This is a genomic window from Polaromonas sp. AET17H-212 (assembly GCF_002379085.1).
Lineage (GTDB): Bacteria > Pseudomonadota > Gammaproteobacteria > Burkholderiales > Burkholderiaceae_C > Polaromonas.
The window spans coordinates 1-23032 of sequence record NZ_NBZW01000029.1 but is presented as its reverse complement, the minus strand read 5'-3'; the positions used below and the strand labels follow the sequence as shown (position 1 = coordinate 23032).

Here is a 23032-nt window from a genome sequence, read left to right as displayed (position 1 = left end):
CCGGCCCCGTGGCGGGCGGCTGCACCTGCTTCGGCCGTTCCTGTCCGCCCCTCTTCACTGCATGTCGTCCACCCCGCCCTCCGCATCGCCCCCAGCCCACGGCCTGAACCTCGCCCAGCAGGAAGCCGTCAACTACATGCACGGCCCCTGCCTGGTGCTGGCGGGCGCGGGTTCGGGCAAGACGCGGGTGATCACGCACAAGATCGGCCGCTTGATCCAGGCCGGCCTGCCGCCGCAGGAGATTGCGGCCATCACGTTCACCAACAAGGCCGCGGCGGAAATGCGCGAACGCGCCAAAAAGCTGATCGGCCAGCCTGCCCGGGGCGTGCTGATCTGCACCTTCCACGCGCTGGGCGTGCGCATGTTGCGCCAGGACGGCGAGGTGCTGGGGCTGAAAAAGCAGTTTTCCATCCTGGACAGCGACGACGTGACCAGCATCCTGAAGGACGCCGGCGGCAGCACCGACGCCGCCACGGCGCGTCAATGGCAGTGGACCATCAGCGCCTGGAAAAACAGCGGCCTGAACGCGGCCCAGGCCGAAGCCCAGGCGGCCAGCGACGAGGACCGGCTGGTGGCCCGCGTGATGGCGCGTTACGAGGAGCGCCTGACGGCCTACCAGAGTGTGGACTTTGACGACCTGATCGGGCTGCCGCTCAAGCTGCTGCGCGAGCACGACGCCGTGCGCGACAAGTGGCAGGCCTCGATGGGCCATGTGCTGGTCGACGAGTACCAGGACACCAACGCCACGCAGTACGAGGTGCTCAAGCTGCTGGTCGGCGCCCGGGGCCGTTTCACCGCGGTGGGCGACGACGACCAGTCGATTTACGGCTGGCGCGGCGCCACGCTGGACAACCTGAAAAAGCTGCCGCTGGACTACCCCCAGCTCAAGGTGGTCAAGCTCGAGCAGAACTACCGCTCCACCAGCGCCATCCTGCGCGCCGCCAACAACGTGATCGCGCCCAACCCCAAGCTGTTTCCCAAGACGCTGTTCAGCGAACTGGGCGAAGGCGAGCCGGTGCGCGTGGTCGATTGCGACAGCGAGGAGCATGAAGCCGAACGCGTGGTGGCGCGCATCCAGAGCCTGCGCGCCGAAGGCACGTTGCAGGCCGTGGGCGGCCAGCACAAGGAGTGGGGCGACTTCTGCGTGCTGTACCGCGCCAACCACATGGCCAAGCCGTTTGAAAAAGCCTTTCGCAAGGCGCAGATCCCCTACAAAGTCTCGGGCGGGCAGAGCTTTTTCGACCGCGCCGAGATCAAGGACCTGTGCAGCTGGATGGTGCTGATGGTCAACAACGACAACAACGCGGCCTTCATCCGCGCCATCAAGACACCCAAACGCGGCATTGGCCACACCACGCTGGGTACGCTGAACACCTTTGCCGAACAGTACAAGCTGAGCCTGTTCGAGTCGCTGTTCAGCAACTCCCTGAGTGCGGTGCTGCCGGCCAAGGCGGTCGGCTCGCTGCATGAGTTCGGCCGCTACCTCAACGACCTGGAATACCGCGCCAAGCGCACGGTGGGCGCCGAAGACGCACGCGCTTTCCTCACCACCTGGCTCAAGGAAATCGACTACGAAAAACACATCTACGACAGCGAGGACAGCGAGAATGTCGCTGCCGCGCGCTGGACCAATGTGATGGATTTCTGCGACTGGATGGCGCAGCGCTGCGGCGGGCAGATCGACGACAGCTCCGGCGCGGTGGTGGCCGCCGAAACCAAAACCATGCTCGAGGTCGTGCAGACGATTGCCCTGCTGTCGACCATCAGCGAACGCGAAGGCGACCAGAACGTGGTGACCCTGTCCACGCTGCACGCCGCCAAGGGGCTCGAGTGGCCGCATGTGGTGCTGGCCGGCGTGAACGAGGGCCTGCTGCCGTTCAAGCTGGAGGACGACGACGGCACAGATGCGGCCAGGACCGAGAACATCGCGCAGCGCCTCGAGGAAGAGCGCCGCCTGATGTACGTGGGCATCACCCGGGCCCAGTTCACGCTGGCGGTCAACTGGCTGCGCCGGCGAAAAAAGGGGCGCGACACCGTCGCCGGTGTCCCCAGCCGTTTTATTGCCGAGATGGGTCTCGACAAGGCCACGGTCAGGGAAGACCCGCGTGAAAAAATCAGGGCGCTGCGGGCGGAGTTTGCCAAACGCGCCGCCGACAGCGCCGAAGCCAACCAGCTCGCCGAGGCGGCCCGGGACGCTGGTTAAGCCCTTCTCTATCGTGCCCACCCAATGACAACATCACCTTCGCTCAAATTTGCTCTGCTTTTTATAGCTGTCAGCGCCCTGTCCATGGGGGCTTATGGCCAGAATGACGCCAAAAAACGGCCTGGGCCGGCCAGCCGGGTAGCGGCCACCGCCTGCCCGCCCGTCCAACAACTCAAGCCAGCGCAAATCCATGGGACCTGGCGGGTCCGGTTCACGCCGGCGCCGGCAGGTTTGCCTGCGGATGCCACCCTGCAACTCCAGCGGCACGCCGAATTCAGCGAGAGCGTGGCCGGCTTCGTCAGCCGCGAGCTGGCGCCCACAGCCGCCAAACCCGCCCAGGGCGGCCACGCGGCGAGGGCGCAGCTGGCCGGCGACCTCGAGGAGGGCTACCTGACCCTCGACGAGTCCTCCAACGGCATCAGCATCACCGGGGCCTGGAACGGAAAAATGGTGGAAGGCAGCTGCGGAAAAACGATCACGGGCACCTGGAAAGACATGAGCAGCAGCGCGCCGCCCGACGCGCCCGAGGTGCCGTTCACATTGGAAAGGTTGTCCGGATGGTAGTCATCACCTCCCCTGAACGCAGGCGCCTGGCGGCGTCCTTGCTCTACGCAGCGCTGCTGGCCTCCGGCGCGGTGCAGGCCCAGACCGGCAGCGCCGGCCCCACCGTGCAGGAGCGCAACAACCGCCAGGGCTGGCAGGCCTGCCAGGCCATGAGCGGCGATGCCGCCGCGCAGTTGGCCTGCTTCAAAAACTGGGCGGTTTCGCAATCGCCGGCGGACACGCCGCCGCCCAGCCTGACCACCGCGCCGGCCAATGCCGACACCGGGCAGAAGTCCGCCGAGGTCCTGCTGCTGCCGGCCATGAACACCGAAGCCCCGGACGGCAAGAAGCTCGGTTGCCGCAATACCAAGTACTCCGAGCTGTCCCGCTTCTGGGAACTGCAGCGCGGCAGCGACTGCGACACCTTCGGCCTGCGCGGTTACCGCCCCACCAGCCTGATGTGGGCGGGATCGAACAGCGTCAACAACCAGCCGAGCTCGCCGGCGACGGGATACTCGGCGAGCACACCCTCCAGCTACCGGCGCACCGAGACCCGGCTTCAGCTGTCCGTCCGCACAAAACTCGCCAAGGGCCTGCTGGCCTCGGGCGGCGACGATGAATCCGGCATCGATTCGCTGTGGTTCGGCTACACCCAGCAAAGCTACTGGCAGCTGTTCAACGGCGCCGTTTCGCGGCCGTTCCGGACCACCGACCATGAACCCGAACTGGTGTACATCTACCCGCACCAGATCGACCTGCCCGGCGGCTGGAAGTACCGCCTGAGCGGCCTCGGCCTGAACCACCAGTCCAACGGGCAAAGCCTGCCGCTGTCGCGCAGCTGGAACCGGGTCTACCTGATGGGCGCAGCCGAAAAGGAACTGGGCGGCGACAGCCGGCTGGACCTGCAGGCACGCGTCTGGCAACGTGTGCCCGAACGCTCGGGCCAGGACGAAAACCCCGGCATCTCCGACTACATCGGCCGGGCCGAACTGGCTGGGCACTGGCAGATCAACCGCACGCACTCCCTGGGCCTGACGCTGCGCCATTCGCTCAAATCCGAAGCGCGCGGATCGGCCCGGCTGGAATGGATGAAGGCGTCCACCTCGATCGCCGACAGCGCCGCCCTGCGCTACCACGTGCAACTGTTCAGCGGCTACGGCGACAGCCTGGTCGACTACAACCGCCGCCGCACGGTGTTCAGCGTCGGGCTGAGCCTGGTGGACTGGTAGCGGGCGAACCAGCGGCCGGGACGGCTTTCCAGCCATGCGGCGGTCCGCCCAGGCAGCCAACGCGTGATTTCCTTCATGAAATCCGCCTTTAGCCCAGCAAACACGGTCGGACATTGCTACTTATTTAATAGCAGAGCACCGCCCTCGGATGATGGCCCCCCGCGACCCAGCCGTTTGCGGTTGATCAAGGGGCGCGTCGCGCAGCAGGGCTAAGCTGACCAGCGGCTCAGCCGGAGCCGTCGTTGAAGGGGAAGGCCGTGGAGAGACCCGAAGTCATCCGGAAGACGGCGCGCGACCTGCGCGTGCCGCCCAACCTGTCCAGCTACGAAGCGCAATGCCGCGAGTTTTCCTGGGACGCGGCCCGGCGGGCGCTGCAGGGCCTGCCCGGCGGCGGCCTCAACATCGGCTTCGAGGCTGTGGACCGCCATGCCACGGGCAGCCTGCGCGACCACATTGCGCTGCGTTTTGTGGCGCGCGATATCCCGGCGCTGGACCTGAGCTATGGCGAACTCGCACGCCAGACCAACCGCTTTGCCAACGTGCTGCAGGGCTTGGGCATCGCCAAGGGCGACCGCCTGTTTGTCATGGCCGGGCGTATTCCGGCGCTGTACACCGCGGTGCTGGGCGCGCTGAAAAACGGCACGGTGGTCACGCCGATGTTTTCGGCCTTCGGGCCCGAGCCCCTGGCCACACGCATCAACCTCGGCGCCGGCCAGGTGCTGGTGACCACCGACCGGCTCTACCAGCGTAAGGTCGGGGCCATGCGCGGGAAGATGCCCACGCTGCGCCATGTGTTGCTGGTGGCAGAAGACGGCGGCCTCACGCACGAGCCGGATACGCTGGACCTGGCCACGCTGATGCACCAGGCCTCCGATGTCTTCACCACGGTGGCGACCACACCGGAAGACCCCGCCTTGCTGCATTTCACCAGCGGCACCACCGGCACGCCCAAGGGCGCCATCCATGTGCATGGCGCGGTGGTCGCCCACCATGCCACCGGAACTTACGCGCTCGACCTGCACCCCGGCGACCGCTACTGGTGCACCGCCGACCCGGGCTGGGTCACCGGCACGTCCTACGGCATCATCGCGCCGCTGCTGCATGGCGTGACCTCGCTGATTGACCGCGAGGAGTTCGACGCCGAGCGCTGGTACAGCCTGCTGGCGCAGGAGCGCATCAGCGTCTGGTACACCGCGCCCACGGCGATTCGCATGCTGATGAAGTCCGGCCTGGAGGCAACGCCAACACACAGCTTCCCCGATTTGCGATTTGTCGCCAGCGTCGGCGAGCCGCTGAACCCCGAGGCGGTCTGGTGGGGCCAGCAGGCGCTCGGCCTGCCGATTCACGACAACTGGTGGCAGACCGAAACCGGCGGCATCATGATCGCCAACACGCCGGCCTTCGACATCAAGCCCGGCTCCATGGGGCGGCCGCTGCCCGGCATCACGGCCTGCATCGTCGAACACCTCGAAGCCGAAGGCGAGCCGCCGCGCGTGCGCGTGATCGACGCCCCCGATGTGGAAGGTGAACTTGCGCTCAAGGCCGGCTGGCCATCGATGTTTCGCGGCTACCTCAACAACGAGGCGCGTTACCGCAAGTGTTTTGCCGGCGACCTCTACCTCACGGGTGACCTGGCGCGGGTGGACGCTGACGGCTACTACTGGTTTGTGGGACGCAGCGACGACGTCATCAAGTCGGCCGGCCACCTGATCGGCCCCTTCGAAGTCGAAAGTGTGCTGATGGAACACCCGGCCGTGGCCGAAGCCGGCGTGATCGGCAAGCCCGACCCGGTGGTCGGCGAGGTGGTCAAGGCTTTTGTCTCGCTCAAGGATGGGCACGTGCCCGACGAGGCCCTGCGCATGGACATCCTCGCGCACGCGCGCAAGCGCCTGGGCGCAGCCGTCGCGCCCAAGGAGATTGCCTTTTTGACTGTGCTGCCGCGCACACGCAGCGGCAAGATCATGCGCCGTCTGCTCAAGGCGCGCGAACTCGGCCTGCCCGAAGGCGACACCTCGACGCTGGAGGGGGGCGCATGAGCACGCGCGCCGCCGGGCCGTCCCAAGGCGCGAGCGCCCCCTCGGGGGGCAGCGTGGGGGCCAACAGCCTTCAGGTGCCCGCACCGCCCAGTGGTCCGGTGCCCTGGGACAAGGCCTTTTCCCTGACCATGCTGGCCGACATGCTGCGCATCCGCCGCATGGAAGAAAAGTGTGCCGAGCTCTACGGCCAGCAGAAGATCCGCGGCTTTCTGCATCTCTACATCGGCGAGGAGGCGGTGGCCACCGGCGCCCTGCGCGCGCTCCAACCCCAGGACAACGTGGTGGCGACCTACCGCGAGCATGGCCATGCGCTGCTGCGCGGCGTCAGGATGGACGCCATCATGGCCGAGATGTATGGCAAGCAGGAGGGCTGCTCGCGCGGCCGTGGCGGCTCCATGCATTTGTTTGACCGCGCCCGGCGATTTTATGGCGGCAACGCGATTGTGGGCGGCGGCCTGCCGCTCGCGGCAGGGCTGGCGCTGGCCGACAAGCTGCGCCAGCGCCAGGCGCTGACCGCCTGCTTCTTTGGGGAAGGCGCCATGGCCGAGGGCGCCTTTCACGAAGCAGCCAACCTGGCCGCCTTGTGGCAGTTGCCGGTGCTGTATTGCTGCGAAAACAACCTGTACGCCATGGGCACGGCGCTGGCGCGTTCGGAGTCGCAGCCCGATTTGTGTGTGAAGGCCGCGTCCTATGGCATGGCCACCGTGCGGGTTGACGGCATGGATGTGGTGGCGGTGCACGAGGCGGTGCAAGGCGCCGCGCAGCAGGTGCGCGCCACGGGTCGCCCGGTATTCCTGGAGCTGCAGACCTACCGTTTTCGTGCCCACTCGATGTTCGACCCCGACCTGTACCGTGACAAGGCCGAGGTCGAGGCCTGGAAAACGCGCGGCCCCATCCACACCTTCACCGCGCGCCTGAAGGCCCAAGGCAGCCTGACCGAAGAGGAGTTTCTGGCGCTCGATGCCGCGGCCCAGGCCGAGGTCGACGCGGCCGTGGCGTTTGCCGAAGCTGGCAGCTGGGAGCCCGTCGCCGACCTGCTGCGCGACGTGTACACACCGCAAGGGAGCGCCTGATGGTCCGCCGCATCACCTACCGCGAAGCCTTGCGGGAAGCCTTGCACGAAGCCCTGCAGGCCGACCCGCGCGTCTTTTTGATGGGTGAAGACGTGGGCCGCTATGGCGGCACCTACGCGGTGTCCAAGGGCCTGCTGGCCGAGTTCGGCCCCGAGCGCATCCGCGACACGCCGCTGTCCGAACTCGGCTTCGTCGGCGCCGGCATAGGCGCCGCGCTGGGCGGCATGCGGCCGATTGTCGAGGTCATGACGGTCAATTTCAGCCTGCTGGCGCTCGACCCCATCGTCAACACGGCGGCCATGCTGCGCCACATGTCGGGCGGGCAGTTTTCGGTCCCCATCGTGATCCGCATGGCCACCGGCGCCGGCCGGCAAGTGGCGGCCCAGCACTCGAACAGCTTCGAAGGCTGGTATGCCCATGTGCCCGGCCTCAGGGTCCTCGCACCGGCCACCGTGGAAGATGCGCGCGGCATGCTGGCGCTGGCGCTGGCCGACCCGGACCCGGTGCTGATCTTCGAACATGCGCAGCTCTACAACCTGGAGGCCGAGCTGCCGGACGATACGGCACCAGCGCTGGACATCTGCAGCGCGCGGGTGCGGCGGCCGGGCACCGACGTGAGCCTAATCACCCACGGCGGCAGCCTGCCCAAGGTGCTGCAGGCGGCGCAGGAGCTGGCCGGACTCGGGATTTCCGCCGAGGTGATCGACCTGCGTGTGCTGCGCCCGCTCGATGACGCGACGCTGATGGCCTCGGTGCGCAAATGCCGCCGCGCGCTGGTGGTGGACGAAAGCTGGCGCTCGGGCAGCCTGGCGGCCGAACTCATGGCGCGCATCACGGAGCAGGCCTTCTTCGACCTCGACGCGCCGCCGGCGCGTGTGTGCAACGAGGAGGTGCCGATCCCGTACGCCCGCCACATGGAAGAGGCCGCCCTGCCGCAGGTGCCGAAAATCGTGGCCGCCGCCCGCGCCTTGTTCGGGAGCACCCCATGATGGACTTCAAGCTGCCCTCGCTGGGCGCCGACATGGATGAAGGCACGCTGCTCACCTGGCAGGTGAAACCGGGCGACGCCGTCAAGCGCGGCCAGGTGGTGGCCGTGGTGGACACCTCCAAGGCGGCGGTCGATGTTGAGATCTGGCAGGACGGCGTGGTGGCCGAGCTGCTGGTGCAACCCGGCGAGAAGGTGCCGGTGGGCACCGTGCTGGCCCGGCTGCAGGCACCCGGGGAAGAAGCCGCCGCCCCGGCTGAAGCCCCGGCACCTGCCGCCGGGCCGCTCACTGCGGCCGCCGCTCTGCCGCAGCCCGTCACGCCACCAGTGCCGGAAGCTCCATCAACAACGATGGCGGCACGGCATCCGGTGTCACCCGCCGCACGCAGACGCGCGAAGCAGCTCGGCCTCGATCCCGACACCATGAGGGGCAGCGGGCCACAGGGCGCGGTCACGCTGGCTGACATCGAGGCCGCGGCGGCCGGACGGGTGGCGCCGGCAGTGGCGGCCAGCGCGCCGGACCGCCAGAAGGTCATGCGCCAGGCCATTGCCGCGGCCATGAGCCGCTCCAAGCGCGAGATTCCGCATTACTACCTGAGCGACACGATTCCGATGACCGCGGCGCTGGCCTGGCTGCAACAGCGCAACGAGGGCGTGGCGATCACCGAACGCATGTTGCCCGCCGTGCTGCTGCTCCACGCCGTGGCCGTGGCCTTGCGGCGCGCACCGCAGCTCAACGGTTTCTACCGCGACGGTGAATTCCAGCCGGCCACGGCCGTGCATGCCGGCGTGGCGATTTCGCTGCGCGGCGGCGGGCTGGTGGCACCGGCTATCCACGACGTGGGGGCCAAACCGCTGGTGCAGCTCATGCACGAACTGGCCGATCTGGTCCGGCGCGCGCGGGCCGGCTCGCTGCGCAGCTCCGAGATGAGTGATCCGACCCTCACCGTGACGAATCTGGGCGACCAGAGTGTGGAGGCGGTCTTCGGCGTGATCTATCCGCCGCAGGTGGCGCTGGTGGGCTTCGGCCGTCTGGCCGTGCGGCCCTGGGTGCAGGACGGCAAGGTCTGCGCGCTGCCGCTGCTCACGGCCACGCTCGCCGCCGATCACCGCGCCTCGGACGGCCACCAGGGCGCCCTGTTCCTGGCCGAACTGCGTGAGCTGTTGCAGCAGCCGCAAACGCTGGCTGACAACATCGCGCCAGCGGCGACCCCGGAAGGAAGCAACCCATGACGAACGACCGCCCGGCCCTGGCCGCCACCGTGCAGGACATCCTGCGCTCGATCGCGCCGGAAGTTGAGCCCGGAACCCTCGACCCCACCCGCCCGCTGCGCCACCAGGTCGATCTGGATTCCATGGACTGGCTCAACTTCCTGGTGGCCCTGCACGAGCGCCTGGGCGTCAACATCCCGGAGGCGGACTACGCCCGGCTGGTGACCCTCGACAAGCTGCTCGACTACCTGCTGGAGCGGCGGGTCAGCAAGGGGTGAAAGGGTTGGATTCCCCTTCCGCGTTCAGTTCACACCGGCGCGTAGCCAGGATTGGGCAGCACGCCAGTGAGTTTGGGCGTATTGAGCTTGCGGGCACTGACCTTGCCACCACGGGCCTTAAGCCAGGTCTCCACGACCTCCGACATCTGCTTGTTGCCCTGGTTCCTGGCCTCTTCAGCCACCGGTGCCCAGCCGGCCACCTTGTACTTCTTGTCGGCCTCGATCAACTTGCCGTTGAGGCGCATCTCGTCGATGCGCTTGCCCATGCCGGCCAGCGGGTTGCAGCTGTATTGCAGGCCGCCCACGCGCACCATGTCGCCACCCTGCTGGTAGTAGGGGTCGGGGTTGAACAGGTTGTCGGCCACGTCTTCCAGAACAGTCTTGATGGTCTCACCGCTCATCTCGGTCAGGGTGGCATAGGAGTAGGTGGTGGCCGTCATGTCCATCACCCATTCACGCGTGATGGCCTGCCCCGGCAACAGGCTGGTGCCCCAGCGGAAACCCGGTGAAAACGCGATGTCGGCTCCCTGCACGTCCATCAGCGCATCGACCAGCAACTGGTCACCCGTGCCATTGAAGTTGCCGCGGCGATACAGCGTGCCTTCGGTGATGGCCAGCTGCTCCGACAGCTTGGCCTCATACGGTGCGCGCACCCTGGTGATGAGTGCGTCCATCTCGCGGTCGGCCGGCAGCATGTTGGCAAAAACAGGCAGCAGCTTGTAGCGGAAATCGCTGACTTTTTTGTCCTTGACATCGAAGTCGAGCACGCCCAGGAACTTGCTGTTCGAGCCGGCGTTGGTCACGATGGTTTTGCCGCCCTTGTTGCTCACCAGCGATGCCACCGGCATGCCGTCGTGCGTGTGGCCGCCCATGATGGCGTCTATGCCGGTCACCCGGCTGGCCATCTTCAGGTCCACGTCCATGCCGTTGTGGGACAGGACCACCACGACCTGCGCCCCCTTGCCGCGTGCCTCATCGACCATCTTCTGCATGTTTTCGTCCTGGATGCCGAAGGCCCAGTCGGCAACCATGTAGCGCGGATTGGCAATCGGCGTGTACGGAAAGGCCTGGCCGATGATGGCGCAGGGAACGCCATTGATTTCGCGGATCACATAGGGCTTGAACACCGGATCGCCAAAGTCGTTGGTCTTGACGTTCTGCGCCACAAAATCGACCTTGCCCGCAAAGTCCTTCTCGATGATTTCCTTGACCCGCTCCATGCCCAGCGTGAACTCCCAGTGGCCGGTCATGACGTCCACGCCCAGCAGCTTGCAGGCATCGACCATGTCCTGACCATTCGTCCACAAGGCGGTGCCCGAACCCTGCCAGGTGTCTCCGCCGTCAAGCAGCAACGCCCCGGGGCGGCTGGCCTTGAGGCGTTTCACCAGCGTCGCCAGATGCGCAAAGCCACCGACCTTGCCGTAGCGGCGTGCCGCCTTTTCATAGTCGAGGTAAGTCAGCGCATGGGCTTCGGCCGTACCGGGGCGGACCTTCGCCGCCTTGAGCAAGTGCTCACCGACCAAGTGCGGCAGGTTGCCCTTCATGCCGCCAATGCCCAGATTGACATTCGGCTCGCGGAAGTAAATGGGCTTGAGCTGGGCATGGCAATCGGTCATGTGCAGAAACGACACGCTGCCAAACTTGGGAATGTCATAGAGCCCGTTGGCGGCTGTCGCAGCATCGGCATCGGCGTAGGCGCCCAAGCCCATGCCGGCCATGGTGCCTGCGCCCAGGACCTGAAAAAATTCACGTTTTGTTAAATTCATAAATCGGCAACTAATGAAGTAAGAAAAAATAAAAAGACCCAGGACAAGCCCGGGTCGGATTCAGATTACTGGTTGACCGGCGATTTCGGATCCAGCAACAAGGCCATGATATTCTTGATCTGCTGCTCGGTCAGGAAGCCATTGTGGCCAGCCCTCGGCATTTGCGAGCAGGCGTTGTAGGCCCGCGCGTTCCAGATCTTGCCCCAGGTGTATTCCACGATAGGCTTGGACGCCGGGCTGGCCGGATCCGCCACGCCGCGCAGCTTGCCGTAGTTGTACAGGCTCGGGCCTATGGTGCCGAAGGAAATTTCCTGCTTGCTGATCTGGTGGCAGTTGTAGCAGTTGCCGCCATTGACCGAACCAGCCTTGTCGGTCCATGTCATGCCGCGTCCGTCCTGGGCGACTTTCTCGCCCGCTGCCCAGTCGCCCAGAAATTTCCCATCTGACGGCCACTTGATGGTCTTCAGGTTCGCGGCTTCTATGGCCTGGGCCACTTTTTGATCAATCGGCTTGCCGGCCACATCAGCGGCGCTGCATTCACGGTTGGCATCATCCTGGACCAGGCGATCAACTTTGGCCTGGCCCTCGTCACGGAACGACGCCTTGGCGATGTCGGCCGCCAGCTTGTCCAGATCCGCACTGGAGGGCATGACAGCACAGCCCGCCAGAAAAACTGCGAGGGCCGGAACGAGGTATTTGATGGTTTTTTTCATGATGCTGTCTCCTTAACGCTTGAGGGCCGGGGCAATCGACTCGCCGCCCTTGCCGTTGACGCCCATATAAACGCCGAGTGCGACGGTCGCATCGCTGCCGAACAGGGGGTAAGGAAAGCGTTGCTGCCGGTAACAATCGTTCAGACGCAGTTGCATGCCCCACAGCTGCCCGTTGGAGACGCGGTAGGCCGGCCAGGCACCAAAACCATTGCCAGCGCCCGGCTGTTTGGTCAGGTTGGGCAGGTCCTGCAAACGGATGCGCTTGTCGTCCGCACCATGGCAGGAGGCGCAGGAAAAGTCATGGGTGCCACCCCGGGCGAAGAAGAGCCGCTTGCCCACTTCGTACATGGTTTTTTCCTGCACATGGTCCTGCGGCAGGTTGAATTTCATGCCTCTGGATTCGGCCGATATCCAGGCCGCCAGCGCTGTCACGTTGTTTTGCTCGCCCTTGCCGAAAGGCGTCTTGGCAATTTCGGCGGCATTGAAGCCCTGCAGGGTTTCCATGCAGGTGAGCAGGCGGGACTCCATATCCTGCACACGCTTGGTATCCGCAAAATAACGCGGCAATTCCACGAAGGCACCCTTGACCACGCCAGGGCCCTTGCCCAGGTCGCACTTTTCAAGCGACGCTGCTTTGACACCGCGCTTCTGTTTCCAGAGCTCCTGGCCCTTGGCTTCAAACAATTCGGCCGGATTGCCGTCCTGCAGCATGGCACGGTATTCAGCAATGCCCTCTGCCGCAGACTTCTGCGCCCACACGTTGCCGGCCATCACGGCAGCCAGGACGGCCGTGATCAGTAGTTTTGCTTGTGTCATTGTCACCTCTTGAATTTGTTATGAAGCCAAACGCAAATGGAGAAGAGCACGCCCTTCTCCACTCTCAACACAGAACCTGAAAACTCAAGAGACCGTTGCTTCGTCAGCCCGGTTTTCGCCCTTGTTGTCTTTCCAGCTCACGCCGATTTTATCGCCGGCCTTGGCACCCTTGACGGTGAACTGCAGGAAAGGGTTCTTGGAAACCGCTGGACCCCATTCCGCCGTCATGACGGTCTTGCCATTGTGGGTGGCGGTCACTTCCTGGATATGCCAGGCGGGCACGATTTTGCCTGCAGCGTCTTTGCGCTGACCGGACTCCATCTCGTGGCTCATCAAAACACGGACGGTTGCCTTGTCGCCAGCTGCCTGGGCGCGAATGCGCATCGGATCTGCCATTTTCTTACTCCTGAATCAGTATTGAATTGTTCAAAAAAAACGGTGGCAATCAGCCGCCGCAACCGCCAAGCGTGACCTTGACTTCTTTTTTTGCATAAAGCGCCTTGCCGTCAGCCATCACTGCGACGGCGTACACGTCCGAAGACTGGCCCATCTTGGTGCGGGTGGCGAAGCTTGCCTCGACGCTGTCGGTCACATTGAACAGCGCCACCAGGGCCGCCGGATTCTTCTCGACCAGAATCAGAATCTGCTTCACACCGGGCAGGGTGGTGCCGGCGGTCAAGGGCACCACGGCGCCGTTTTCAGCAATGTCGGGGCCGCCAATGGTGACATCCTTGCTTTCGACCGGTGCGCCCGCACCCAGTGCCTTCAGGACCTCGGCCAGCGTCTTGGCTTCGAACGCAGGCTTGTTGTAGGCAGCCATTGCATACTGAGGGAACAAGCCCGTGGATGCCAGCAGGCCCGCAACGATGGCGCCCTGTTTGAGTGTCTCGCGACGTGTTTGCATGTTAAATCTCCTTGATCAAGTAAATGCTAATATAAGAATCAATGCCCGGCATCGGGACATTCCCGGCCTTCATTTTCCCGCACCTGATGCCAACCACGCAGCAATGGTTTTGGCCTCGGCCTCGCTCAGGCTCTGCGGGGGCATGGGCATCGCACCCCAAACCCCGACACCGCCCGCCTTCACCTTGCCCGCAAGATAGTCCTCTTTCCCGGCGTGCTTTTTGGCAATCTCCGCGAAACTGGGGCCGATGATCTTTTTATCAATTGCGTGGCACGCCGTGCAGCTGTATTTCTGCGCCAATGCCAGCGCTGCCTTGCTGTCGCCCCCCGCCGGCTCGGCCCTGGCCGCTGGTCTGGCTGGCGCCGCTTCGGCCGCTTTCTGAGCGACAGGCGCCGCAGCCACGCCGGGTGCCGGCGCCTTGCCCTCCGGCCGGGTCGTATCGACGCCACGCTGAGCCCCAACCGGCCGGTTTTGCTCCGCAAGATTTCCATGTGCATTGCGCGCAAAGTCCGGCAGGAAAGACGCCACTTTGGGCTCAGGCGCACAGTTTTTCATGCAGGCCGCATTGTTGGTGTCAGGCTTGACGCCACCGCCCAATTCGTTGCCTGGCCACATCGCATGCCGTGTCGTCATGCCGTTGCGGTTGGGCAGCCGATTTTGGACTTCCTCCATGTTCTTGTCGGAGAGCGTGAAGTTGTCTGGAACAATGCCACCCAGGTTCAGCAGAAAGGCCGTCACCGAATAGACTTCCTCGGTCGTGAGCGACTTGGGCGCCGTCCATGGCATGGCACGATTGATATAGTCCCACAAGGTCGAGAGTGTGGACACCTTCATCAGGGTGGTGCGCCCCGGGTAGGTTGTCGTCGTGAGATTGGCGACACGCCCTTTCTTGATGTCCTCTGCCGTGGTGCCGCCGACCAGAGGACTGAAGACTTCGCCTGACTCGCCAAACACTCCGTGGCAGGACGCACATTTTCCTTCCCAGACGTCCTGCCCTTTGGCGACCGTCCCCGAGCCTGGCGGCAGACCCTTGAAATCCGGTCGCACATCGATATCCCAGGCAGCGACCTCCTTGGGCGTCGCAGCGCGTCCCACACCCGGATAGTTGGCGCCGCTCTGTGCGCCCGCCAAGCTCACCGCAGCAAGCATGGCGACAGTCACGACTGCCTTATGAAACCTGGACATTTTTCACCTCGCCGTTTTCCTGGACCAACCAGGACTGGATGGCATTGTTGTGATAGATGGAGCGCGTGCCGCGCACTGCGCGAAGCTGCTTGTAATTCGGCTGGACGTAACCGGTGTCGTCCATGGCGCGGCTTTGGATGATGGCGGGTTTGCCATCCCACACCCAGTCGAGGCTGAACCGGGTCAGCGCCTTCGTCAGCACCGGCGACTCCAGCCGCGCGGTACGCCAATTGCGTCCGCCGTCCACCGACACATCCACCCGCTTGACCTTGCCCCGGCCCGACCAGGCCAGCCCGCTGATGCTGTAGAAGCCCTTGTCCAGCAAGACCTGCCCGCCCGACGGCGTGGTCACGACGCTCTTGCACTCCTGGATGCTGGTGTACTGCCGATGCGTGCCGTCAGGCTGCAAATCGATGTAGTGAATCGCTTCGTCCTTGGCGGCATAGGGTTGGTCACCCACCTCCAGGCGGCGCAGGTACTTGACCCAACTCACCCCCTGCACCCCCGGCACGATCAGGCGCAATGGATAACCCTGCTCGGGTCTCAGCATTTCACCGTTCTGGCCGTAGGCCACGAACACTTCGCCGGACTTGATCAGGCTCATGGGAATGGTGCGCGTCATGGAGGAGCCATCGGCGCCTTCGGCGAGCACAAACTTGCCGCTCTTGAGGTCGGCCCCCGCCATCTCGAGCAAGGTGATCAGCGGCACGCCGGTGAACTCGCTGCACGAAACCATGCCATGGGTGTACTGGACTGTTGGCACCGCCACATTGCCCCACTCGACCGCCGTATTGGCGCCGCACTCGATGAAGTGAAAACGCGACACCGAAGGCAGGCGCATGATTTCGTCCAGCGTGAACACCCTGGGCGCCTTGACCATGCCGTTGATCATGAGGCGGTGTTTGGAAGGATCCACATCCCACCAGCCCTGATGATGCCGCTCAAAGTGCAGGCCGCTGGGGGTGACGATGCCGAACAGCGACTGCAGCGGCGCAAACGACACCGAAGCCTGCGGAGTCTGGGTCAGGCCCGGGCTCTGGCGGCGCTGAACATTCACCTCATATTTGGACGGCTTGCCATAGCCGCCATCGGAGGCCACGGGCTGGCCCAGGCCCTTGCTGTGCTCGGGCAGGTTCAGGATGTTGGGATCGCCACCTTCGGCTGGCACCGGATTTCCCTGCGCCAGCGCAGCCGGCACGGCCAGCCCCGCTGCCGCAGCGGCAAAGGCGCTGCGAATGAAGTCGCGACGCCCGTGGCGGGCCTCTGCGACAACCGTTTTGATGCCGTCCCGGCTCAAAAAGCTCTCGGGTGCCTTCAGGATTCTTCCTGAGCTCAAGTCGTCTTGCTTCACACAGTTTCCTTTTGATAAATAACCGGACCACCGCTGCATCTCCAGCCGGGCCTGCAGCGTCAACCCGCATCCGCTTTTTCCTGCGCCAACTCACCGACGCTTCAGAAGCGGAGCGCTTCGTCCACCCGCACTGCGAACCTGGCTGCCGTGCAGCGAAAGACCAGCACCTGGCGGCGCCCGCCCCCACACCCCTCTGTACGACCGGCATGCCCGACTACGTCCCGGTACGGGTGGTCCATTCTTTTTAGATTCCGAATATCCGTATACACTAATATAAATGATAATGCGAAAACAATTTCGAGGGTTTTCACCACCGCCGAGGGGCCATCACGCTACTTGAAGCGATAGTGGTCCCGATTCAGGACGGCCGAGATCGCCGTCACCTCCTCAGGAAACAGCCCAAGGTTCAGCTCGGTATTGCACGACTCCACCATGCCGCGCAAGACGCCCGGCGTGTTGACACGCCCGGCGGGTCGGTAAATGGCGCTGCCATCGCCACCCACTTTTTGCCGATGACATGCCGCACACTTGTGTTCCGCAATCAACCGCTCGCCCAGTTTAAGATCAGCGCCCTCGTACAGGGCCGGCACTTGCGCGCCGGCAGATGCGCCAACCAACAACAGGAGCAGGGGGAAGGTTGATGTGCTCATGGCATACAAGCGTACAGCAAGGGGCCGTGTCGCGCAAACGTCGCCGGATGCTGCCGGGCAGCCGATACGACCTGAGCGCCAAACGGTTTTTCGTGCAAATGGACGTCCCCCATGCTTGAAGGCCGGACGTTTGCACCTTCGCCCCTTTCAGATCTGCTGTTTACAGCTTCCAGCCATAGGCGATGCCGATGGCGTTCTGCTTCATTTTGAGATCAACCGGATAACCCGCGACGGACTGGCCATTGCCGTTCGAAACGCCGGCGATGCCTTTGCTGAACGCATGCATGTAGCTCAGGCTCAACTCCGATTTGTCGGCCAGTGTCCACGTAGCGCCAAGCGTCACATGCTGCTCGACAGTGGCCGGCGCCAGAATGTTGAAGTACGTGTTCTGGCTGTTGATCGGCATCTTGCCGTGGTTGTAGCCCGCACGCAGGGTCAGGTTCTTGCTGTATTCATGCGACACGCCGACTTTGAGCACCGTCATGTCGGTCCAGCCAAAGCCGGAACCGTTGGCGGGGCCCATGGGGGTTCCCGAGACCGCCGGAAAGAGTGCACCGGGGTTCGCGACGGACTTGATGCTGCCGTAATTGATCTGGCTCAGGTCAACCGCCACGGTGGTCTTGGGCGTGGCCTTGAACGCCACCCCGAAGCCATAACTCTCAGGAATGTCGAAACCCCCTTCCTCGGCCAGGAGGCCTTTGTATCGGTCGAACTTCGACATCCTGGTACGGCTCTGGTAGACCGCGCCCAAGGTGACCGTTGGCGATACCTGGCCGGTCCAGCCGAGCTTGAAGCCCAAGCCGGTTGAGACATCCCTGCCACGGTTGGTCACTGAGCCTACATAACGGCTGTTATTGGCATTGTCGAAGGCTTCCAGGCCCTTGGCCTCGAAGGTCTGGCGAACGAGATTCAACGACGCGCCGAACGAGTGGTTGCCAATCTTTTTCGCAATGGTCGGGGCAATGAACAATTGCTCCAGGTTGGTGTAGGTATGGGAGCCCGCCGAGGTGATGAGGTTGGTGCCATAGTTGGTGTTCATGCCGCCATTGCCATACACCACCACGCCGGCCGCAAGATCGCTGGCGATCATGCGGTTATAGCCAAAATCCGGGACCACGAAGTGACGCTGGCCGCTGCGGTAGTCACCGGCAGCGACACCCTGGTACGCGGACGTGTACGTCACGGTGCGGTCCGGCATGAACAGGTCTGCGCCGAAGTCAACACGGCTGCCCGCATCGACCATGCCTGCCGGATTGGTTGCTGCCGCCATGGCGTCCTGCGGCAGGGCGATGCCGACCCCTCCCATACCCTTGGCTTTGATGCCGAAGCCATGCGAAAAGTAGCCGTTGGTGGCCATGGCCGCTGTCAGCGGGCCTGCAATGATGGCAAACGCGGCCAGATTACGAACTGCTCTTTTTGCTGCTTTGGCTGTTTTTGACGTGGTCATCTACTGTCTCCTGTGTACTAGTTATGGATATCAACAATCAATCGCTCAGAACTCGCCCTTGGCGCCCCGGTCCAGCATCTGGTAAATGGTTTCGCGGACCTTCCACGCCTCTTCTTTCAATGGCGAGGGAAGCTTGCGCCCCATCTTGACCATCATGTCCATGTTGAGGGTATAGATCCACAGGCCATCGTCGCGCTCAACCACCGTCAGGCGGCAAGGCAGATAGGCCGCCATGTGCGGACTGAAGTCCACCATCATGCGAGCCGTCACGGGCGTGCAGAAGGAGTAGACCTTGAGGAACTTTTGTTTGGTTCCGGTACGCGCCTCGAGCTCTTTCGACAGAGGCAGTTCACCCACGCTCTTCATGTTCTTTTCCGCCGAGATCTGGGCGAAAACCTGCTCGATGTCGTTGACCGTCACACCGGCCTTCACTTTGCGCTCCCAGGTGGTAGCCACCGCGATGTCACCGTCCGCTTCAATCCAGCGATCCCACATCTTGCTGGCTTCGGCGCCGGCGCCGTTTTCAAGCTTGCCCATCGTGCTGATCGTGCCGCATCCGGTCAACATCATGATCGCCAGCACGGGCACCCATTTGAGAAATTTTGTCAGGGCATTCACTTGCAGTTCCTTGTTCAGTAAGTAGGTTTGTTGTCGAACGGCGTTTCGACATCAGCAGCAGGAAGTTCCTAGTCGCCAATGTGCAGCGATAGTGCGTCAACAATCATTTCGCGAACACTGGGAACAACCCTATACCCTAGGGGGTAGGGTATTTAAACAACAACCGGCAGGCGCGTGGCGCCAGCGGCGATCTGGCAAAATCAGAGCGGCTCAACCATCGCAACAATGGATTCCCATGGCAACCAAAGGCACTCCGCGTCGCACCGAGGCTCCCGTCCCGGCCTCCTCTTACCGTGAAGATCACCAGAAGGATGTGCTGAACCGCCTGCGTCGCGTCGAAGGCCAGGTGCGTGGGCTGATCGAGATGATCCAGAGCGGGCGGTCTTGTGAAGACGTGGCGCTCCAGATGTCTGCCGCACGCAAGGCCATGGACAGGACTTTTTACCGCATGATGGCCTGCTCCCTGATGGAGGCCGTCCACGAATCCGAAACCGATGCCCAGGCCATGGCCGAGGTGGAACGCGCGGCCCACCTTCTGGAAAAATTCGGTTAATGGGTGCCGAGGTGCAGCGCCTCGCCTGAAAGCGGCACTCAGCTGTTCCGGACCGGACTACCCACGCATGACGTGATCATCCTGAGCTGAGTCCGGCGCAGGGCGGGCCGGATCCCGCATTCCCGTGTGAGCCAGCGGGCCAGCGCTTGCTCCAGGCCACCGGCCCTCTTGCCGCTTACTTGGCGCCAGCAAGTACCCAGGCAGCCAGCGTCGCCGCCTCGGCATCCGTCAAGCCAGCTTGTGCCGGCATGGGAATCGGACCCCATTTGCCGGAGCCGCCTTTCTTGATGCTGGCAATCAGGTTGGCCTCGGCGTCCTTCTGGCCGGCATATTTTTTGGCCACGTCCTGGTAGGCGGGGCCCACCAGTTTTTTATCGACGGCATGGCACGCCATGCAGGCCTTCTGGCTGGCGAGCTCCTTGTTGGCGAACGCAGGCGCTGAAACCAGCGCAATGACGGCGATGAGGACGGGGGAAAAATTCATGGACAGTCTCCTGGGTCGTAGGTTGGAAAAAGACGATATATATCAGTCTTCGCTAATTTAACTGAATTCTGATGTGTCAGCGGCCGGGGGCGCCGCCATCTGGTCAGGGAATTCCCCAGCCCTCAGGCATAACGGGCACTCATGGTCTCCATGCCGACAGGCCTGATGCGGCTGCCCATGCCGGCGCAGCCAAAGGCCTCGAAACGCGCCTTGACAATGCCCCGCGCCGCCGTTTTGGCGGCCGCCAGGGCCTTGCGCGGATCAAACTCGCTGGGCTGCTGCGCAAATACCCGGCGCATGGCGCCGGTCATGGCCAGCCGGATATCGGTATCGATGTTGATCTTGCGCACGCCACTTCTGATGCCACGCTGGATTTCTTCCACCGGCACGCCGTAGGTTTCCTTGATGTCCCCACCAAACTGGCGAATGATTTCCAGCCATTCCTGCGGCACGCTGGAAGAGCCGTGCATCACCAGATGGGTGTTGGGAATCTGCGCGTGAATCGCCGCAATGCGGTCAATCGCCAGGATGTCGCCCGTGGGCTTGCGGGTGAATTTGTAGGCGCCGTGGCTGGTACCGATCGCAATGGCCAGCGCGTCAACACCGGTTTTCTCGACAAAGTCTTTGGCCTGCACCGGGTCGGTCAGCATCATGTCGTGCGTGAGTTTGCCCTCAGCCCCGATGCCGTCCTCTTCACCAGCCTCGCCGGTTTCCAGGGAGCCCAGGCAACCGAGCTCACCTTCAACGGACACGCCAACAGGGTGCGACATCTCGCACACGCGGCGCGTGATGTCGACGTTGTACTCATAGCTGGCGGGTGTCTTGCCATCGCTCATGAGCGAGCCGTCCATCATCACGCTGGTAAAGCCCGAGCGAATCGACTGCTGGCAGACGGCGGCCGAGGTGCCATGGTCCTGGTGCACCACCACGGGAAGGTCGGGATGCGTCTCCACGGCCGCCAGCATCATGTGGCGCAAGTAGGCCTCGCCGGCGTATTTGCGCGCACCGGCCGAAGCCTGCAGGATGACCGGACTGTCCGTCTCCTGCGCCGCTTCCATGATGGCGATGATTTGTTCGAGGTTGTTGACATTGAACGCCGGCACACCGTAGCCGTTCTCGGCCGCGTGATCGAGCACCTGGCGAAGGGAAACAAAAGCCATGACTATCTCCTTGAATTTTAAATACAATCGGCCTCCAGCGGCCGTTTCAACTATATTGTTTGCTACTTAATTAATAGCAGACTGCACAGCGTGCGCAGCTGCGCGTTGTTGCAAAATCTCGAAAGCGGGCAACGTTTTTCCTTCCAGCACCTCGAGGAAGGCGCCGCCACCGGTGGAGATGTAGCCCAGCCGGCTTTCGATGCCGTACTTGTCAATGGCTGCCAGCGTGTCGCCACCACCGGCAATGCTGAATGCGCTTGATTCGGCAATCGCTGTGGCGATTTCCCGGGTGCCGTTCTCGAACGCAGCAAATTCGAAAACACCGACCGGGCCGTTCCAGACGATGGTGCCCGCGTGTTTGAGCTGTTCTGCCAGCCGCCTGGCCGTCTCCGGGCCGATGTCCAGAATCAGGTCGTCGTCTTCGACTTGCGTGGCTTTCTTCACCGTGGCGGGGGCATCGGGACTGAAGGTCTTGGCCGTCACCACATCGGTCGGGATCGGCACTTCGGCGCCGCGCGCCTTCATGGCTTCGATCACGCTTTTGGCCTCGGCCACCAGACCGGGTTCGACCAGGCTTTTCCCGATGTTCAGACCCGCCGCCAGCATGAAGGTGTTGGCGATGCCGCCGCCCACAATCAGCTGGTCCACGTTCCTGGCCAGGCTTTGCAGGATGCTCAGCTTGCTCGAGACTTTGCTGCCCGCGACGATGGCCACCAGCGGGCGCCTGGGATTGGCAAGCGCCTGGCTGATCGCATCCATTTCAGCGGCCAGCAGGGGCCCGGCGCAGGCCATGGCGGCATACTGCGCGATGCCGTAGGTGCTGCCCTCGGCGCGGTGCGCGGTGCCGAAGGCGTCATGCACGAAGATGTCGCAGAGAGCGGCGAGTTTGCGGGCCAGCGCTTCGCTGTTCATTTTTTCACCGATGTTGAGGCGGCAGTTTTCGAGCATCACCAGCTGGCCGGCTTGCAGCGGCTGGCCATCGACCTGGAAGCCATCAACCCAGCTGGAAACCAGCGGCACACCGTGCGGCACGTACCTGGGGCCAAGCAGTTCGGCCAGACGTTGGGCCACGGGCGCCAGCGAGTCCCGCGGTTTGAATTCGCCTTCGGCAGGCCGGCCCAGGTGGCTGGTCACCATGACAGCCGCGCCGGCATCGAGCGCCATGCGGATGCAGGGCAGGCTGGCGCGGATGCGGGTGTCTTCGGTGATGTTGCCAGCGTCGTCTTGCGGGACGTTCAGGTCGGCGCGGATGAAGACGCGCTTGTTGATCGCCAAACCGCTTCTCGCGATGTCGGTAAAACGCAGAAATTTCACAGTGCCCGTCCTGCGGTCAGGCCCACCACGCGCACCATCTCCAGGCACTTGTTCGAGTAACCCCACTCGTTGTCGTACCAGGCGACGATCTTGACGAAGGTGCTGTCCAGCGCGATGCTGGCGTCGGCGTCAAACACGCTGGTGCAGGTCTCGCCGCGGAAGTCGGTGGCGACCACCTTGTCTTCGGTGTAGCCGAGGATGCCCTTCAGGGCGCCTTCGCTTTGCGCCTTCATCTCGGCACAGATCTCTTTCAGCGTGGCTTCCTTGCTCAGCTCGCAGGTCAGGTCCACCACCGACACGTCGGAGGTCGGCACGCGGAAGGACATGCCGGTGAGCTTTTTGTTCAGCTCGGGGATCACCACACCGACGGCCTTGGCCGCGCCGGTGCTCGAGGGAATGATGTTTTCCAGGATGCCGCGGCCGCCGCGCCAGTCCTTGTTGCTCGGGCCGTCCACGGTTTTCTGGGTGGCGGTGGCGGCATGCACGGTGGTCATCAGGCCGCGCTTGATGCC

The 23032-nt window shown here is 63.7% G+C and carries 22 protein-coding genes and 1 pseudogene; 9 read left to right on the top strand and 14 right to left on the bottom strand.

Going from position 1 to position 23032, the window contains the following annotated elements:
* Positions 1-61 precede the first annotated feature (61 nt).
* From B7G53_RS18490 to B7G53_RS18455, 8 genes are all read left to right on the top strand, one after another.
* Positions 62-2203 carry an ATP-dependent helicase gene (locus B7G53_RS18490; RefSeq protein ID WP_096670431.1) on the top strand — a complete coding sequence of 714 codons (2142 nt, stop codon included), beginning with the start codon at positions 62-64 and terminating at the stop codon, positions 2201-2203.
* A 24-nt stretch (positions 2204-2227) separates the two neighbouring features.
* A complete protein-coding gene (locus B7G53_RS22605) occupies positions 2228-2767 on the top strand; it encodes a hypothetical protein (RefSeq protein WP_141396389.1) in 540 nt (179 codons plus the stop codon).
* The gene (locus B7G53_RS18480; protein ID WP_096670427.1) at positions 2761-3975 is read left to right on the top strand and encodes a phospholipase A; all 1215 of its coding nucleotides are present in this window, start codon (positions 2761-2763) and stop codon (positions 3973-3975) included. Before B7G53_RS22605 ends, B7G53_RS18480 begins: the two co-directional genes overlap by 7 nt.
* A 257-nt stretch (positions 3976-4232) precedes the next feature.
* Positions 4233-6011 carry an acetate--CoA ligase gene (gene acsA, locus B7G53_RS18475; protein ID WP_096670485.1) on the top strand — a complete coding sequence of 593 codons (1779 nt, stop codon included), beginning with the start codon at positions 4233-4235 and terminating at the stop codon, positions 6009-6011.
* 128 nt (positions 6012-6139) lie between these two features.
* Positions 6140-7084: a pyruvate dehydrogenase (acetyl-transferring) E1 component subunit alpha gene (pdhA, locus tag B7G53_RS18470; protein WP_369680287.1), complete on the top strand. Its 945-nt coding sequence runs from the start codon at positions 6140-6142 to the stop codon at positions 7082-7084.
* Positions 7084-8073 carry an alpha-ketoacid dehydrogenase subunit beta gene (locus B7G53_RS18465; protein ID WP_096670423.1) on the top strand — a complete coding sequence of 330 codons (990 nt, stop codon included), beginning with the start codon at positions 7084-7086 and terminating at the stop codon, positions 8071-8073. Before pdhA ends, B7G53_RS18465 begins: the two co-directional genes overlap by 1 nt.
* Positions 8070-9302, top strand: a complete 1233-nt coding sequence (locus B7G53_RS18460) for a dihydrolipoamide acetyltransferase family protein (RefSeq protein WP_096670421.1) — start codon at positions 8070-8072, stop codon at positions 9300-9302. The genes B7G53_RS18465 and B7G53_RS18460 overlap by 4 nt, the downstream gene beginning before the upstream one ends.
* Positions 9299-9559: an acyl carrier protein gene (locus tag B7G53_RS18455; protein WP_096670419.1), complete on the top strand. Its 261-nt coding sequence runs from the start codon at positions 9299-9301 to the stop codon at positions 9557-9559. Before B7G53_RS18460 ends, B7G53_RS18455 begins: the two co-directional genes overlap by 4 nt.
* 29 nt (positions 9560-9588) lie before the next feature.
* Here the strand turns inward: B7G53_RS18455 and soxB are convergent, their stop codons facing one another.
* The 10 genes from soxB to B7G53_RS18405 all read right to left on the bottom strand — a co-directional run bounded on the left by soxB (position 9589) and on the right by B7G53_RS18405 (position 19009).
* Positions 9589-11325: a thiosulfohydrolase SoxB gene (soxB, locus tag B7G53_RS18450; RefSeq protein ID WP_096670417.1), complete on the bottom strand. Its 1737-nt coding sequence runs from the start codon at positions 11323-11325 to the stop codon at positions 9589-9591.
* A gap of 65 nt (positions 11326-11390) precedes the next feature.
* Complete coding sequence (gene soxX, locus B7G53_RS18445) at positions 11391-12038, bottom strand: sulfur oxidation c-type cytochrome SoxX (RefSeq protein ID WP_096670415.1); 648 nt, start codon at positions 12036-12038, stop codon at positions 11391-11393.
* A 12-nt stretch (positions 12039-12050) separates the two neighbouring features.
* Positions 12051-12854 (bottom strand): sulfur oxidation c-type cytochrome SoxA, encoded by an 804-nt coding sequence (soxA, locus tag B7G53_RS18440; protein ID WP_096670413.1) that lies wholly within the window; start codon positions 12852-12854, stop codon positions 12051-12053.
* 84 nt (positions 12855-12938) lie between these two features.
* Positions 12939-13250, bottom strand: coding sequence for a thiosulfate oxidation carrier complex protein SoxZ (gene soxZ, locus B7G53_RS18435; RefSeq protein WP_176491410.1), 312 nt, complete (start codon positions 13248-13250; stop codon positions 12939-12941).
* 49 nt (positions 13251-13299) lie between these two features.
* Entirely contained in the window at positions 13300-13758 is a 459-nt protein-coding gene (gene soxY / locus B7G53_RS18430; protein ID WP_096670409.1) for a thiosulfate oxidation carrier protein SoxY, read from the bottom strand.
* Between the two features lie 69 nt (positions 13759-13827).
* Positions 13828-14943, bottom strand: coding sequence for a c-type cytochrome (locus tag B7G53_RS18425; RefSeq protein ID WP_096670407.1), 1116 nt, complete (start codon positions 14941-14943; stop codon positions 13828-13830).
* A complete protein-coding gene (soxC, locus tag B7G53_RS18420; protein WP_441339000.1) occupies positions 14927-16294 on the bottom strand; it encodes a sulfite dehydrogenase in 1368 nt (455 codons plus the stop codon). Before soxC ends, B7G53_RS18425 begins: the two co-directional genes overlap by 17 nt.
* Positions 16295-16626: 332 nt before the next feature.
* Positions 16627-16944 (bottom strand): hypothetical protein, encoded by a 318-nt coding sequence (locus B7G53_RS18415; RefSeq protein ID WP_255250081.1) that lies wholly within the window; start codon positions 16942-16944, stop codon positions 16627-16629.
* A gap of 160 nt (positions 16945-17104) precedes the next feature.
* Complete coding sequence (locus tag B7G53_RS18410; RefSeq protein WP_096670405.1) at positions 17105-18391, bottom strand: OmpP1/FadL family transporter; 1287 nt, start codon at positions 18389-18391, stop codon at positions 17105-17107.
* A 45-nt stretch (positions 18392-18436) separates the two neighbouring features.
* The gene (locus B7G53_RS18405; protein ID WP_255250080.1) at positions 18437-19009 is read right to left on the bottom strand and encodes a DUF302 domain-containing protein; all 573 of its coding nucleotides are present in this window, start codon (positions 19007-19009) and stop codon (positions 18437-18439) included.
* Between the two features lie 235 nt (positions 19010-19244).
* Between B7G53_RS18405 and B7G53_RS18400 the strand changes: the two genes are divergently transcribed.
* Entirely contained in the window at positions 19245-19562 is a 318-nt protein-coding gene (locus B7G53_RS18400) for a metal-sensitive transcriptional regulator (RefSeq protein WP_096670403.1), read from the top strand.
* Positions 19563-19737: 175 nt separating this feature from the next.
* Here the strand turns inward: B7G53_RS18400 and B7G53_RS18395 are convergent, their stop codons facing one another.
* The 4 genes and pseudogenes from B7G53_RS18395 to B7G53_RS18380 all read right to left on the bottom strand — a co-directional run.
* Complete coding sequence (locus B7G53_RS18395) at positions 19738-20046, bottom strand: c-type cytochrome (protein WP_096670401.1); 309 nt, start codon at positions 20044-20046, stop codon at positions 19738-19740.
* 122 nt (positions 20047-20168) lie between these two features.
* Positions 20169-21206, bottom strand: a complete 1038-nt coding sequence (gene fba / locus B7G53_RS18390) for a class II fructose-bisphosphate aldolase (RefSeq protein ID WP_096670399.1) — start codon at positions 21204-21206, stop codon at positions 20169-20171.
* A gap of 66 nt (positions 21207-21272) precedes the next feature.
* Complete coding sequence (locus B7G53_RS18385; RefSeq protein ID WP_096670397.1) at positions 21273-22520, bottom strand: phosphoglycerate kinase; 1248 nt, start codon at positions 22518-22520, stop codon at positions 21273-21275.
* A pseudogene (locus B7G53_RS18380) lies at positions 22517-23032 on the bottom strand (type I glyceraldehyde-3-phosphate dehydrogenase); the annotation flags it as partial. The pseudogene B7G53_RS18380 and the gene B7G53_RS18385, both read right to left, overlap by 4 nt.